Source organism: Streptomyces sp. CB02414 (assembly GCF_001905385.1).
Taxonomy (GTDB): Bacteria; Actinomycetota; Actinomycetes; order Streptomycetales; family Streptomycetaceae; genus Streptomyces.
In genome coordinates this window covers 663,650-677,313 of record NZ_LIPF01000002.1, presented here as the reverse complement: position 1 = coordinate 677,313, position 13,664 = coordinate 663,650, and the positions used below count along the sequence as shown (strand labels likewise).

Genomic DNA, 13,664 nt, shown 5'->3' with positions numbered 1-13,664 from the left:
CCGGGGCGTTCGTTTATCCCGGCCGTTGGGCGTATAACGGCACAAGACGTTCTTAGGTTCATGTGATCGGATGCCGGGCGGTGTGCGCCCGGGACGGCGGGAGCCCGCTGCGTGGGCCGCACCGGCAGCGCTCCCGTCCGTGACGTTTCCTCAGGAGGACAAGTGGGACGACTCTTCGGCACGGACGGCGTGCGCGGCGTCGCCAACGCGGATCTGACGGCAGAGCTGGCGCTCGGTCTCTCCGTCGCCGCGGCGCACGTACTGGCCGAGGCGGGCACCTTCGCCGGACACCGGCCGACCGCCGTGGTCGGGCGGGATCCGCGCGCCTCCGGGGAGTTCCTGGAGGCCGCCGTGGTCGCCGGCCTGGCCAGCGCCGGCGTGGACGTGCTGCGCGTCGGCGTGCTGCCGACGCCGGCGGTCGCCCACCTCACCGGTGCGCTCGGCGCCGACCTCGGCGTGATGCTGTCCGCGAGCCACAACGCCATGCCCGACAACGGCATCAAGTTCTTCGCCCGCGGCGGCCACAAGCTCGCCGACGAGCTGGAGGACCGCATCGAGTCCGTCTACGCCGACCACCGCACCGGCGCCCCCTGGGACCGTCCGACCGGCGCCGGTGTCGGCCGGGTGCGGGACTACGACCAGGGGCTCGACCAGTACGTCGCCCACCTCGTCGGCGTCCTGCCCAACCGCCTCGACGGGCTGAAGATCGTCCTCGACGAGGCGCACGGCGCCGCCCACCGGGTCTCGCCCGAGGCGTTCGCACGGGCCGGCGCCGAGGTCGTCACCATCGGTGCCGTGCCGGACGGCCTCAACATCAACGACGGCTGCGGCTCCACCCACCTCGACCTGCTCAAGGCCGCCGTCGTCGAGCACGGCGCCGACCTGGGCATCGCCCACGACGGCGACGCCGACCGCTGCCTGGCCGTGGACCACACCGGCGCGGAGGTGGACGGCGACCAGATCCTCGCCGTGCTCGCGCTGGCGATGCGGGAGCGGGACGCGCTGCGGTCCGACACTGTCGTCGCGACCGTCATGTCCAACCTGGGCTTCAAGCTGGCCATGGAGCGCGAGGGCATCCGGTTCGCGCAGACCGGCGTCGGCGACCGGTACGTCCTGGAGGAGATGAAGGAGCACGGCTACGCCCTCGGCGGCGAGCAGTCCGGGCACGTCATCATCCTCGACCACGCCACGACGGGCGACGGCACGCTGACCGGTCTGATGCTGGCGGCGCGGGTGGCGCAGACCGGGCGTACGCTGCGGGATCTCGCGGCCGTCATGGAGCGGCTGCCGCAGGTGCTGATCAATGTTCCGGACGTGGACAAGTCGCGGGTGACGAGCTCTGCCGAGCTGGCCACCGCGGTTTCCGAGGCCGAGCGGGAGCTGGGGAGCACCGGGCGGGTGCTGCTGCGTCCCTCCGGGACCGAGCCGCTCGTGCGGGTGATGGTCGAGGCGGCGGATATCGAGCAGGCTCGGGCTGTGGCGGGGCGGCTGGCGGATTCTGTCAAGTCGGCGCTGGGGTAGTTTTTCGGTTGCCGGGTTCGGGGTGGGGGTTCTGTGTGTTGCGGGCTGCGGCGGCGTTGTGGCTGGTCGCGCAGTTCCCCGCGCCCCTAGGTGGGTTTTGTCATCCGGCGTCTTTGGGTCGCCCACAGGGCCTTCTGGGCGAGGAGAGTCAGGGTGCCTGCCAGGATGATGGCGGCCAGGTTGAGCAGTAGCTGCTCGGTCGAGCGCCAGGCCTGGTGGGCGTCCTCGTAGAAGAGGGCTACGGCCGCGTTCGCGGCGGCCGGGACCGTGGTGACGGAGATGGCGACGCCCACCAAGGCGCCGGACTTCGCCGAGGTCAGCGACAGCGTCCCCGCGATGCCGGCGAGGATCGCCACCACGAAGGAGAACCAGTCGGGGGCGTACACGAACCCGGTGTTGGGGCGTTCCGCGTCCAACTGGGCTTCGCTGAAGAGGTCCACGGCGTCCATGAAGAGGCTGAAGCCCACCGTCACCGCCATCGCCACCGCGAACCCCGCCAGCAGGGCGATCAGTGAGCGCAGTGCCAGCCGCGGGGCCCGCTGGACGATCGCCGTGCAGATGCCGGCCAGCGGGCCGAACTCCGGGCCGACCGCCATCGCGCCCACGATCAGGATCGCGTTGTCGAGCACCACACCGCAGGCCGCGATCATCGTGGCGAGCGTGATGAAGGCGATGTAGGTGATGGAGAGGGTCGACTCCTCGTGCGTCGCCTCCTCCAACTGCTCCCACAGCACCGCGTCGGCGGGCTCACCCGGCGCGTCCCGCTCCGCCCGCTCGGCGTGCTCGGACAACGACAGGTCGATGTTCTCGGCGGTGATGGCGCCGCAGCTGTCGATGCGCAGGGAGCGGAGGCGGTTGATGAGCTCGTCGCCGGCCTCGCGGGCCACGTCGCACATGACCACGTCGCCCACCGGATCGCGGGCGGCGCCCGGCAGGACGACCAGGTGCGTGGTGCCGACCGTCCGGTCGATCAGGTGGACGACCTCGTCGGTGCGGTCGGCCGGGGTGATCAGGCGCAGATGCAGCATCCGGTATTTCTACCGTGGGCCGGGCGCCGTCACAGTTTGCGCAGGCTCAGCCGCTGCACCTTGTGGTCGGGTCCCTTGCGCAGGATGAGGGTGGCCCGGCCGCGGGTGGGGGCGACGTTCTCCACCAGGTTGGGCTTGTTGATGGTGCGCCAGGTGGTGCGGGCGTAGTCGAGGGCCTCCTCCTCCGACACCTGGGTGTACTTGCGGAAGTACGAGGACGGGTTCTGGAAGGCGGTCTCGCGCAGCTTGCGGAAGCGGCTGAGGTACCAGCGCTCGATGTCCTCGGTGCGGGCGTCGACGTACACGCTGAAGTCGAAGTAGTCGGCCAGGCCGACCCTGGTGCGGCCGTCCTTGCCGGGCAGTGCGGGCTGGAGGACGTTCAGGCCCTCGACGATCAGGATGTCCGGGCGGCGGACGGCGAGCTTCTGGTCGGGGACGATGTCGTAGATGAGGTGGGAGTAGACGGGCGCGGTCACTTCCGCCTTGCCCGCCTTGACGTCCGCGACGAAACGCGTCAGGGCCCGGCGGTCGTAGGACTCGGGGAAACCTTTCCGCGACATCAGGCCCCGGGCCTCCAGCTCCTTCGTGGGCAGCAGGAAGCCGTCGGTGGTGACCAGTTCCACGCGCGGGTGCTCGGGCCAGCGGGAGAGCAGCGCCTGGAGCAGGCGGGCGACGGTGGACTTGCCGACGGCCACCGATCCGGCGACCCCTATGACGAAGGGGGTGCCGGACTGGGAGCCCTGTTCGCCGAGGAAGGTGTTCAGCGCGCCGCGCAGGCCGTCGGTGGCGCCGACGTAGAGGTTGAGGAGCCGGGACAGCGGGAGGTAGATGTCGCGGACCTCGTCGAGGTCGATGACGTCACCGAGGCCGCGCAGCTTCTCGACCTCCTCGGCGGTCAGCGGCAGCGGCGTCTTGTCGCGCAGCGCGCTCCACTCGGGGCGGGTGAGGTCGACGTAGGGAGTCGCCTCCGGGCGGTGCCGGTGGGCGCTCCGGGGCATCGAGGAGACCGGAGAGATCACAGTCCATTGTTAACGGAGTTCGAACGGGGCGGCAGGTGGGGTGTGTCACGTCGGCCGGACCGCCGCCGATCGACGGCTCCGCCGAAGTTACGGGCGGGTACGGATGGCTGGTTATCGATCATAGGTGCGATTGTCGTGTGTACGGTGCACAACTTCGAGCGGAAACCGTCTGCCCGCCCCGGCAGACCTCGACGTGATCCGACACGATCCGACACGTGATGCGACATCACCCCGATGAAAGAGTGCCGACGTGAGAACGACCGCTGTCCGCCGCACCGCCCTCGCGGCCTCGGCCGCCGCCCTTGCCCTGCTCGTCACCGCCTGCGGAGGGTCGTCCGACGAGGGTGGCGATGACGCCAAGGCCACGTCGGACCAGTCCGCTCCGGCGGGCGACGGCAAGTCGGAGTCGGAGCAGGCAGCCCCGGCGGGCGACGCGCTGGGCGCCGCGGAACTGGAGAAGATCGCTCTCGCGCAGGCCGACGTCAAGAGCGGCGAAGTCGCCACCGAGATCCCGGCCGACGAGGACGTTTCCAGGGACAAGGTCTCCACGGACGACAAGGCCTGTCTGCCGGTCGCGCTCGCCGTCGCCGCGGTGGCCCAGGGTCAGCCGGGTGCCGAGGTGAAGCGCTCCTGGGAGGGGCAGACGGACACGCTCTCCGAGGGCTCGGGCCCGGACGGCCAGGACATGACCGAGGTCCAGGTGAACATGATCAGGCTGAACCTCGCCTCCTACGCGGGCGGCGGCGCCGAGCAGGCGCTGACGGAGCTGAAGACGGCCACCGAGACGTGCGCCGGCGGCTTCACCGCGACCGTGGACGGCGAGAAGATGCGGGTCGCCGAAGTCACCACGACCGCCGCCCCCGAGGGCGGGGACGCAGGCGTCGCCGCCACCATCGGCATCGACATCGGCAAGGAGGCTCCCTCGCCCATGAAGATCGTCCTGGTCCGCAAGGGCGGCACGCTCGCCACCTTCAGTGCCACGAACCTCTCCTCCATGATGAACGGCGCGGACTTCGAGGTGCCGATGGACGTCGTGGACGCGCAGGTCGCCAAGCTCGGCTGACGCGGGGTGTGCCCGGTGGCGTTCGTACCCCGGTGGGAATTTCCGATTTCGGGCACGGGAAGGCCGGTTCGCGATCGAAACTGATCGTAGGCTGCCCGTCATGTGCGGAATCGTGGGATACGTGGGGTCTCAGTCGGCGCTCGACGTCGTGATGGCCGGGCTGAAGCGACTCGAGTACCGGGGATACGACTCGGCGGGCGTGGCCGTGCTCGCGGACGGCGGCCTCGCCACCGCCAAGCGCGCCGGGAAGCTCGTCAACCTGGACAAGGAACTGGCCGAGCGGCCACTGCCGAGCGCCGTGACCGGCATCGGTCACACCCGCTGGGCCACGCACGGCGCGCCGACCGACGCCAACGCCCATCCGCACCTGGACAACGCGGGCCGGGTGGCCGTCGTCCACAACGGCATCATCGAGAACTTCGCGCCGCTGCGGGCCGAGCTGGAGGAGCGCGGCCACGCGCTGGCCTCCGAGACCGACACCGAGGTCGTCGCCCACCTGCTCGCCGAGGAGTTCTCCGCCTGCGCCGACCTCGCCGAGGCGATGCGGCTGGTGTGCCGGCGTCTGGAGGGCGCGTTCACGCTGGTCGCGGTGCACGCGGACCAGCCGGACGTGGTCGTCGGCGCCCGCCGCAACTCGCCGCTCGTGGTGGGCGTGGGGGAGGGCGAGGCCTTCCTCGCCTCGGACGTGGCGGCCTTCATCGCGCACACCCGCAACGCCGTCGAGCTGGGCCAGGACCAGGTGGTGGAGCTGCGTCCGGGCGGCGTGACGGTCACCGGCTTCGACGGCAGTCCGGCCGACGTCCGCTCCTACCACGTCGACTGGGATGCCTCGGCCGCCGAGAAGGGCGGCTACGCCTCCTTCATGCTCAAGGAGATCGCCGAGCAGCCGCAGGCGATCGCCGACACCCTCCTGGGCCGCATCGACGGCTCCGGCACGCTGAGCCTGGACGAGGTGCGCATCCCCGCGGACGTGCTCCGGGAGGTCGGCAAGGTCGTCGTCGTCGCGTGCGGTACGGCCTTCCACGCCGGGCTGATCGCCAAGTACGCCATCGAGCACTGGACGCGGATCCCCTGCGAGGTGGAGCTGGCCAGCGAGTTCCGCTACCGGGACCCGATCCTCGACCAGCAGACCCTGGTCGTCGCGATCTCCCAGTCCGGCGAGACCATGGACACCCTCATGGCCCTGCGCCACGCCCGCGAACAGGGCGCCAAGGTGCTGGCCATCTGCAACACCAACGGCTCGACGATCCCCCGCGAGTCCGACGCCGTCCTCTACACCCACGCCGGCCCCGAGGTCGCCGTCGCCTCCACCAAGGCCTTCCTCACCCAGCTGGTGGCCTGCTACCTCGTCGCCCTGTACCTCGGACAGGTGCGGGGCACGAAGTTCGGCGACGAGATCCGCGACGTCGTGCGCGACCTCTCCCGGATCTCCGGCGCCGTCGAGCAGGTCCTGGAGACGATGACGCCCGTGCGGGAACTGGCCCGCTCCCTCGCCCACAAGAACACGGTGCTGTTCCTGGGCCGGCACGTGGGCCACCCGGTCGCCCTCGAAGGCGCCCTCAAGCTCAAGGAGCTGGCGTACATGCACGCCGAGGGCTTCGCGGCGGGCGAGCTGAAGCACGGGCCGATCGCGCTGATCGAGGAGGACCTGCCGGTCGTCGTGGTCGTGCCGTCCCCGCGCGGGCGGTCGGTCCTCCACGACAAGATCGTGTCCAACATCCAGGAGATCCGCGCCCGCGGCGCCCGCACCGTCGTCATCGCCGAGGAGGGCGACGAGGCGGTCGTCCCCTACGCCGACCACCTGGTCCGCATCCCGGCCACCCCGACCCTGCTCCAGCCGCTGGTGGCCACGGTGCCGTTGCAGGTCTTCGCGTGCGAGCTGGCGACGGCACGGGGCAACGAGGTGGATCAGCCGCGGAACCTGGCGAAGTCGGTGACGGTGGAGTGAGCGGCGCAGTCCGGCGCCGGTGTGGGACGAAGGTCACCGGGCGTACCTCTGTGCGCATCAGGAGATGATCGCTAGAGTGCGGGGGTTTGCGGCTGCTCCGGTGGTGAGCTTGTTTCTCCCGCCCGGCCGCCTTTGGCACGCGGACACGACTGGCGGACCTTCATGACCACAGCCCCACCGGCACCCGCGAAACGGACCGTGATCTGGTCCGGACGCACAGACGGGGCCAAAGCGTTGCCGACGCGTCTGGCCTCGCTGACCAGCCTGCGCTTCTTCGCCGCTTTCGCGGTCTTCGTCCACCACTTCAACGGTGTGGGACCCGGCGGTGGTGTGTGGCAAGTGCCGGATCTCTTCCCGTACTCCAAGATCGGCGCACACGGGGTGACGTTCTTCTTCGTCCTCTCCGGTTTCCTGCTCACCTGGAGCCACAAACCGGGCAACGGCAAGAAGGTGTTCTACTGGCGGCGCTTCGGCCGTATCTACCCCGCCCACCTGGTCGCCGCCGTCGCCGCCGTCGCCGTCTTCTACGGCATGGGTGACGACCGCACGGACGCCGTCAGCTTCGTCGCCTCCCTGCTGCTGGTGCAGGCGTGGCTGCCGGACGCGGTGCCCACGCTGCCGGGCAACCCCGTCACCTGGACGCTGAGTGTCGAGCTCCTCTTCTACGCGCTCTTCCCGCTGGTCATCGGGCGTCTGCGCGCGCTGCGTACGAGAAGCCTGGCCGTGTTGACGCTGGCCGGCCTGGCCGGGATGTGGGCGGTGCACATGGCGGCCGACCACTACCTCAACGGCCATGACGCCTCCTGGGTGATGCGGCACCCGGTGGTCTACCTGCCCCAGTTCCTCATCGGCGTGACCTTCGCCATCGCGCTCCGGCGCGGTCACCGGGTCCCCGTGCGGCCCACCGCGGTGGTCCTGGTGTTCTTCGTGTACGCCGTCGTCTACACGCGCGCTTCCGACTGGGCGAGCCCCTTCGTCGCGCACCAGATGGAGGGCACCGTCCGCCCCGTCGTGGCGATCCTCTCCGTACTGCTGATCGCCGCGTGCGTGCAGAACGAGGGCGCGGGACGCTCCCGGCTGCTGACCAACCGGTCACTGATCGCGCTCGGGGCCAGTTCCTACGCCTTCTACCTCGTCCACCAGACCGTCAACCAGTTCATCCGCGAGTACTGGCCGCACCGCATGGAGCCGAACAACGAGGCGATCGTCTTCCTCCTGGGCACCTTCCTGATCTCCCAGGCGCTCGCCTGGCTCCTGTACCGGTGGGTCGAGGAACCGGCCCAGAAGTGGTGGACGAGACGGGGTCCGAAGTCCCGTCCCGCCGGCGTGCCGACGAGCCCGGCGGCGACCGTCGTCCAGGGCAAGCCCTAGGTGCACTGCCTCGTGAGCGGGCCTCCGGAGGTCCGCTCACGAGTCCGCTCAAGGGTTCCGCAGCACCTCCCGCACCCGCCGCCACGCCCCCGGAATCGCCCCCGCCACCTCATGCGCCCCCACCGGCGCCCCCTCCGCCGCGAACCGCCCCGCCAGCCCGTGCAGATACGCCCCCACGCTCCCCGCGTCCCGCGCCGACAGCCCCGCCGCCAGCAGTGATCCCGCGAGCCCGGACAGCACGTCCCCGCTGCCCGCCGTGGCGAGCCAGGACGTCCCCGTCGAGTTGACCCGCACCGGCCCGCCCTCCGCCCCGGCCACCACCGTCGTCGAGCCCTTCAGCAGCACCGTCGCCCCGTACCGCCCCGCCAGCTCCCGCGCCGAGGCCAGCCGCGCCCCCTCGACCTCCTCGCGGCCCACTCCGAGCAGCGCCGCCGCCTCCCCGGCGTGCGGCGTCATCAGCGTCGGCGCCGTGCGCGCCCGCACCGCCCCGGCGTCGGCCAGCCGCAGCCCGTCCGCGTCGACCAGCACCGGCACCTCGGCCGCCAGCACCTGGGCCACGGTCCCGGCGTCGTCCCCGGCCCCCGGCCCGACGACCCACGCCTGCACCCGCCCCGCCCGCTTCGGGCCCTGGTCCGACACCAGCGTCTCCGGGTACCGCGCGATCACCGCGTCCCCGGCCGGACCGACGTACCGCACCGCCCCCGCACCGCCCCGCAGCGCCCCCGCGACGGCGAGCACGGCCGCGCCCGGGTAGCGCGCCGACCCGGCGGCGATGCCCACGACCCCCCGCCGGTACTTGTCGCTCTCCGCTCCCGGCACCGGCAGCAGCCGCGCCACCTCCGCGTGCTGCAACGCCTCCAGCTCGGCCGCGTCGTCCGGCAGCGGCAGCCCGATGTCCACCAGCCGCACCGACCCCGCGTACTCCCGCGCCGGATCGACCAGCAGCCCCGGCTTGTGCGCCCCGAACGTCACCGTCAGGTCGGCCCGCACGGCCGCCCCCTGCACCTGCCCGGTGTCCGCGTCGACCCCGCTCGGCAGGTCCACCGCGACGACGGACGCCCGGGACCGCGCCGCCGCGTCCGCGAGCGGCACCGCCTCCTCGCGCAGTCCGCCCTTGCCGCCGATCCCGACGATGCCGTCGACGACCAGGTCCGCCCGCTCGATCAGGTCCCGGGCACCGGCGCTCTCCGCGACCCGGCCGCCCGCCCGGCGCAGCGCCGCCAGCCCGCCGCCGTGCGCCCGCCGAGGGGAGAGCAGCACCGCCGTCACCCCCGCCCCGCGCCGGGCCAGCCGCGCCCCGGCGTACAGGGCGTCGCCGCCGTTGTCCCCGCTGCCGACCAGCAGCACCACCCGGCCGCCGTAGACCCGGCCGGCCACCCGGCCGAGCACCTGGGCACAGGCGACGGCCAGCCCCGCCGCCGCCCGCTGCATCAACGCTCCCTCGGGGAGCCGCGCCATCAGCTCCCGTTCGGCGTTCCTGACCGTCTCCACGCTGTACGCAGTCCGCATGGCGTCGAGTCTTCCCCGTACGCCGTGATCACGCACGGCACCGGCCGTCCGCGATAAGGGACAGTTGTTGCATGGGCGACGTGAGCGACGTGGGTGACGAGGAGACGGCACAGGTGATGACCTCGCTGGGGGCCCGCCTGCGCGCCATCCGGCAGGCCCGGGGCCTCACGCTGGCCCAGCTCGGCGCCGTCACCGGCATCTCCGTGTCCACCCTGTCCCGGCTGGAGTCGGGACAGCGCGAGCCGGGGCTGCGGCACCTGCTGCCGCTGGCCAGGGCCCACCGGCTGCCCCTGGACGAACTGGTCGGCTCCCGCACCGGCGACCCCCGCGTCCACCCGCGCCCCTTCACCCGGCACGGCCAGACCTGGGTCCCCCTCACCCGCAACCCCAACGACGGGCTGCACGCGTACAAGCAGATCCTGCCCGCCCCCGCGACCGCCCGCACCGAGTGGACCCCGCGTCCCGAACAGGGATCGCACGAGGGCCACGAATGGATCTACGTCCTCTCCGGCCGCCTGCTCCTCGCCCTCGGCGACCACGACCTCGTCCTGACGGCCGGTGAGACGGCGGAGTTCGACACCCGCGTCCCGCACGGCATCGCCAACGCGGGGGACCGGCCCGTCGAATGGATCGCCCTGTACGGAGCACAGGGCGAGCGCATGCACATCCGCGTCCAGCCGGCGGGAAACTGACCCCGCCGGTCCGGATCACCCCTCCGCGATCACCACCGCCGACGCCACCCCCGCGTCGTGGCTGAGCGACACGTGCCACGACGCCACCCCCAGCTCCGCCGCCCGCGCCGCCACCGTCCCCGTCACCCGCAGCCGCGGCTGCCCGCTGTCCTCGACGTACACCTCCGCGTCCGTCCAGTGCAGCCCGCCCGGCGCGCCCAGCGCCTTCGCCAGCGCCTCCTTCGCCGCGAACCGGGCGGCGAGCGAGGCGACGCCCCGACGCTCCCCGCCGGGCAGCAGCAACTCGCTCTCCCGGAAGAGCCGCCGCGCCAAGGCCGGCGTACGTTCCAGCGACGCGCCGAACCGCTCGATCTCGGCCACGTCGATCCCGACCCCGATGATGCTCATGCCGGGCACCCTAACCACTCACCGAAGGCCCGCGGTGCGTGGCGGAAGCGGGCGGCGGGTGCTCTGAGAGACTGGGGCCACGATGAGTGAGACAGCTGCTCGGCGGGACGCGGGGACGCGGGCCCGTGCCGAGATCGACCTGGCCGCCCTGCGGGCCAACGTCCGCGCACTGCGCGAACGGGCCCCCGGGGCGGCTCTCATGGCCGTGGTCAAGGCCGACGCCTACGGTCACGGCGCGCTCCCGTGCGCCCGCGCGGCCGTCGCGGCGGGCGCGACCTGGCTCGGCACCGCCACCCCGCAGGAGGCCCTCGCCCTGCGCGCGGACCCGGCCCTGCCGGACGACGTGCGGATCATGTGCTGGCTGTGGACGCCGGGCGGGCCCTGGCGGGAGGCCGTCGAGGCCGGACTCGACGTGTCCGTCAGCGGGATGTGGGCCCTGGAGGAGGTCGTCGCGGCGGCACGGCGGGCCGCGGTGCCCGCGCGGGTGCAGCTCAAGGCCGACACCGGGCTCGGTCGCAACGGCTGCCAGCCGGGCGGGGACTGGGAGGAACTGGTCCGCGAGGCCCTGCGCGCCGAGAGCGAGGGGCTGCTCCGCGTCACCGGCCTCTGGTCGCACTTCGCCTGCGCCGACGAACCCGGCCACCCCTCCATCGCCGCGCAGCTCACCCGCTTCCGGGAGATGACCGCGTACGCGGAGCGGCAGGGCGTACGCCCGGACGTGCGGCACATCGCCAACTCGCCGGCCACGCTCACCCTGCCCGAGACCCACTTCGACCTCGTACGCCCCGGCATCGCGATGTACGGCGTCTCGCCCAGCCCAGAGATCGGCGCCCCCGCCGACTTCGGACTGCGCCCGGTGATGACGCTGTCCGCCTCGCTGGCCCTGGTCAAGCAGGTCCCCGGCGGCCACGGCGTCAGCTACGGGCACCACTACACCACCCCCGGCGAGACCACCCTCGGCCTCGTCCCCCTCGGCTACGCGGACGGCGTCCCGCGCCACGCCTCGTCCGCCGGGCCGGTCCTGGTCGGCGGCAAGTGGCGCACGGTCGCGGGGCGGATCGCGATGGACCAGTTCGTCGTCGACCTGGGCGGGGAGCGGCCGGAGCCGGGCGCCGAGGCGGTGCTGTTCGGCCCCGGCGACCGCGGCGAGCCCACCGCCGAGGACTGGGCGCAGGCGGCCGGCACCATCGCGTACGAGATCGTCACCCGGATCGGATCACGCGTTCCGCGCGTCTACGTCAACGAGTGACACGCACGGTCCGCACTTTCAGGTTCAGGTGAGTCAACGACCAGCGGGTATCCGCACAGCAGTCCGCGGGCCCGGCGAAGAGGAGCGGTGTACGTGAGCGAGAGCAACGCGGAGGCCGTCGCGTCGGCCGTCGCCTCCGCCACCGAGGCCGCCACCGAGGCCGCCGCGGGCGGCTGGCGCCGGGCGACCGGCATCGCCGGCGTCGCGATAGGCGTGGTCGCGGCCGGTGCCGCGGCCGGCGTGGCGATAGAGCGGCTGACCGTCGGCCGCGGTATGCGCCACAAGGCGCGGGTCGCCCTCGACTCGGCGGGGCCGTACGGCGGACTGCGCGGCACCCCCGGCAGGGCGTTCGCCGACGACGGCACCGAGCTGTACTACGAGGTCGACGACGTCGAGCCGGAGACGGAGTCCGCGCTCACCGGGCGCCGACGGCGGCTGTTCGGCCGCAAGGCCCCCGCCCCCGTGACCGTCGTCTTCAGCCACGGCTACTGCCTCAACCAGGACTCCTGGCACTTCCAGCGGGCGGCCCTCAGGGGCGTCGTCCGCACCGTCCACTGGGACCAGCGCAGCCACGGCCGGTCCGGCCGGGGCGTGGCCCAGGTGCGGGAGGACCGGCCGGTCACCATCGACGAACTGGGCCGCGACCTGAAGACCGTGATCGACGCGGCCGCCCCCGAGGGCCCGATCGTGCTGGTCGGGCACTCCATGGGCGGCATGACGGTGATGGCGCTGGCCGACGCGTACCCCGACCTGATCCGCGAGCGGGTCGTCGGCGTCGCCCTCGTCGGCACCTCCTCCGGGCGGCTCGGCGAGGTGAACTTCGGGCTGCCCGTGGCCGGGGTAAACGCGGTGCGGCGGGTGCTGCCGGGCGTGCTGAAGGCGCTGGGGCAGCGGGCCGAGCTGGTGGAGAAGGGGCGGCGGGCGACGGCGGACCTGTTCGCCGGGATCATCAAGCGGTACTCGTTCGCGTCCCGGGACGTCGACCCGGCCGTGGCGCGGTTCGCCGAGCGGATGATCGAGTCGACGCCGATCGACGTGGTCGCCGAGTACTACCCGGCCTTCAACGACCACGACAAGACCGACGCCCTCGCCCGTTTCGCGGATCTGCCGGTGCTCGTGCTGGCCGGGGTGCGGGACCTGGTGACGCCCAGCGAGCACAGCGAGGCGGTCGCCGGCCTGCTGCCGGACGCGGAGCTGGTGCTCGTGCCCGACGCGGGCCACCTGGTGATGCTGGAGCATCCGGAGCTGGTCACCGACCGGCTCGCCGACCTGCTCGCCCGCGCCGGTGCCGTCCCGGCAGCCGCTACCGTGAATGGCTATGGAAGCACCAGCAGCACACCAGGACCCGGCTGAACCCTCCGGGTCCTCCCACTCCGCCCCCGCCGTCGAGATCACCGTCACCTCCCCGGACCAGATGCGGGAACTGGGCCGCAGGCTCGCCAAGGTGCTGCGCGCCGGTGACCTGCTGATGCTCAGCGGGGAGCTGGGCGCGGGCAAGACGACGCTGACCCGGGGACTCGGCGAGGGCATGGGCGTGCGCGGCGCCGTCACCTCCCCGACCTTCGTGATCGCCCGCGTCCACCCCTCGCTCGGCGACGGCCCGCCGCTCGTCCACGTCGACGCCTACCGGCTCTCCGGCGGCCTCGACGAGATGGAGGACCTCGACCTCGACGTCTCGCTGCCGGACTCGGTGATCGTCGTGGAGTGGGGCGAGGGCAAGGTCGAGGAGCTGACCGACGACCGGCTCCAGCTCCGGATCCACCGGGCCGAGGGCGACACCACCGACGAGGTGCGGCACGTGACCCTGGCCGGGATCGGTGAGCGCTGGACCTCGGCCGACCTGGGCGTGCTGGCCGTCTGAGCCGCCGGTCCCGCGC

12 protein-coding genes are annotated in these 13,664 nt (G+C 72.7%); 8 read left to right on the top strand and 4 right to left on the bottom strand.

Going from position 1 to position 13,664, the window contains the following annotated elements:
- Positions 1-162 precede the first annotated feature (162 nt).
- Positions 163-1,521, top strand: coding sequence for a phosphoglucosamine mutase (glmM, locus tag AMK11_RS09215; RefSeq protein ID WP_073725047.1), 1,359 nt, complete (start codon positions 163-165; stop codon positions 1,519-1,521).
- Positions 1,522-1,607: 86 nt separating this feature from the next.
- On the opposite strand, the gene AMK11_RS09210 is transcribed toward glmM, so the two are convergent.
- The gene (locus AMK11_RS09210) at positions 1,608-2,549 is read right to left on the bottom strand and encodes a DUF389 domain-containing protein (protein ID WP_073725028.1); all 942 of its coding nucleotides are present in this window, start codon (positions 2,547-2,549) and stop codon (positions 1,608-1,610) included.
- A gap of 29 nt (positions 2,550-2,578) precedes the next feature.
- Complete coding sequence (gene coaA / locus AMK11_RS09205) at positions 2,579-3,547, bottom strand: type I pantothenate kinase (protein ID WP_383584971.1); 969 nt, start codon at positions 3,545-3,547, stop codon at positions 2,579-2,581.
- Positions 3,548-3,818: 271 nt separating this feature from the next.
- Here coaA and AMK11_RS09200 point away from each other — a divergent pair, with 271 nt between their 5' ends.
- The 3 genes from AMK11_RS09200 (at position 3,819) to AMK11_RS09190 (ending at position 7,950) form a co-directional block, all read left to right on the top strand.
- Entirely contained in the window at positions 3,819-4,631 is an 813-nt protein-coding gene (locus tag AMK11_RS09200; RefSeq protein ID WP_073725024.1) for a hypothetical protein, read from the top strand.
- 100 nt (positions 4,632-4,731) lie between these two features.
- The gene (gene glmS / locus AMK11_RS09195) at positions 4,732-6,579 is read left to right on the top strand and encodes a glutamine--fructose-6-phosphate transaminase (isomerizing) (protein WP_073725022.1); all 1,848 of its coding nucleotides are present in this window, start codon (positions 4,732-4,734) and stop codon (positions 6,577-6,579) included.
- Positions 6,580-6,813: 234 nt separating this feature from the next.
- On the top strand, positions 6,814-7,950 hold the full coding sequence (locus tag AMK11_RS09190; protein ID WP_073725020.1) for an acyltransferase family protein: 1,137 nt from the start codon (positions 6,814-6,816) through the stop codon (positions 7,948-7,950).
- A gap of 48 nt (positions 7,951-7,998) precedes the next feature.
- Here AMK11_RS09190 and AMK11_RS09185 read toward each other — a convergent pair whose 3' ends face one another.
- The gene (locus tag AMK11_RS09185) at positions 7,999-9,459 is read right to left on the bottom strand and encodes a bifunctional ADP-dependent NAD(P)H-hydrate dehydratase/NAD(P)H-hydrate epimerase (RefSeq protein ID WP_073725018.1); all 1,461 of its coding nucleotides are present in this window, start codon (positions 9,457-9,459) and stop codon (positions 7,999-8,001) included.
- Positions 9,460-9,530: 71 nt separating this feature from the next.
- Here AMK11_RS09185 and AMK11_RS09180 point away from each other — a divergent pair, with 71 nt between their 5' ends.
- The gene (locus AMK11_RS09180; RefSeq protein ID WP_073725016.1) at positions 9,531-10,151 is read left to right on the top strand and encodes a helix-turn-helix domain-containing protein; all 621 of its coding nucleotides are present in this window, start codon (positions 9,531-9,533) and stop codon (positions 10,149-10,151) included.
- A gap of 15 nt (positions 10,152-10,166) precedes the next feature.
- On the opposite strand, the gene AMK11_RS09175 is transcribed toward AMK11_RS09180, so the two are convergent.
- Positions 10,167-10,538: a holo-ACP synthase gene (locus AMK11_RS09175; RefSeq protein WP_073725014.1), complete on the bottom strand. Its 372-nt coding sequence runs from the start codon at positions 10,536-10,538 to the stop codon at positions 10,167-10,169.
- An 82-nt stretch (positions 10,539-10,620) separates the two neighbouring features.
- Between AMK11_RS09175 and alr the strand changes: the two genes are divergently transcribed.
- From alr to tsaE, 3 genes are all read left to right on the top strand, one after another.
- Positions 10,621-11,787 (top strand): alanine racemase, encoded by a 1,167-nt coding sequence (gene alr, locus AMK11_RS09170; RefSeq protein WP_073725012.1) that lies wholly within the window; start codon positions 10,621-10,623, stop codon positions 11,785-11,787.
- A 93-nt stretch (positions 11,788-11,880) separates the two neighbouring features.
- Complete coding sequence (locus AMK11_RS09165) at positions 11,881-13,140, top strand: alpha/beta fold hydrolase (RefSeq protein WP_073725708.1); 1,260 nt, start codon at positions 11,881-11,883, stop codon at positions 13,138-13,140.
- Complete coding sequence (tsaE, locus tag AMK11_RS09160; protein ID WP_073725010.1) at positions 13,106-13,648, top strand: tRNA (adenosine(37)-N6)-threonylcarbamoyltransferase complex ATPase subunit type 1 TsaE; 543 nt, start codon at positions 13,106-13,108, stop codon at positions 13,646-13,648. The genes AMK11_RS09165 and tsaE overlap by 35 nt, the downstream gene beginning before the upstream one ends.
- Positions 13,649-13,664 lie beyond the last annotated feature (16 nt).

Excerpts from the sequence above, each read along its gene's own strand:
- AMK11_RS09185 (WP_073725018.1), bottom strand. The coding sequence starts at position 9,459 with ATGCGGACTGCGTACAGCGTGGAGACGGTCAGGAACGCCGAACGGGAG.
- AMK11_RS09180 (WP_073725016.1), top strand. The coding sequence starts at position 9,531 with ATGGGCGACGTGAGCGACGTGGGTGACGAGGAGACGGCACAGGTGATG.
- AMK11_RS09175 (WP_073725014.1), bottom strand. The coding sequence starts at position 10,538 with ATGAGCATCATCGGGGTCGGGATCGACGTGGCCGAGATCGAGCGGTTC.
- glmS (WP_073725022.1), top strand. The coding sequence starts at position 4,732 with ATGTGCGGAATCGTGGGATACGTGGGGTCTCAGTCGGCGCTCGACGTC.
- coaA (WP_383584971.1), bottom strand. The coding sequence starts at position 3,547 with ATGCCCCGGAGCGCCCACCGGCACCGCCCGGAGGCGACTCCCTACGTC.
- AMK11_RS09210 (WP_073725028.1), bottom strand. The coding sequence starts at position 2,549 with ATGCTGCATCTGCGCCTGATCACCCCGGCCGACCGCACCGACGAGGTC.
- alr (WP_073725012.1), top strand. The coding sequence starts at position 10,621 with ATGAGTGAGACAGCTGCTCGGCGGGACGCGGGGACGCGGGCCCGTGCC.
- tsaE (WP_073725010.1), top strand. The coding sequence starts at position 13,106 with ATGGAAGCACCAGCAGCACACCAGGACCCGGCTGAACCCTCCGGGTCC.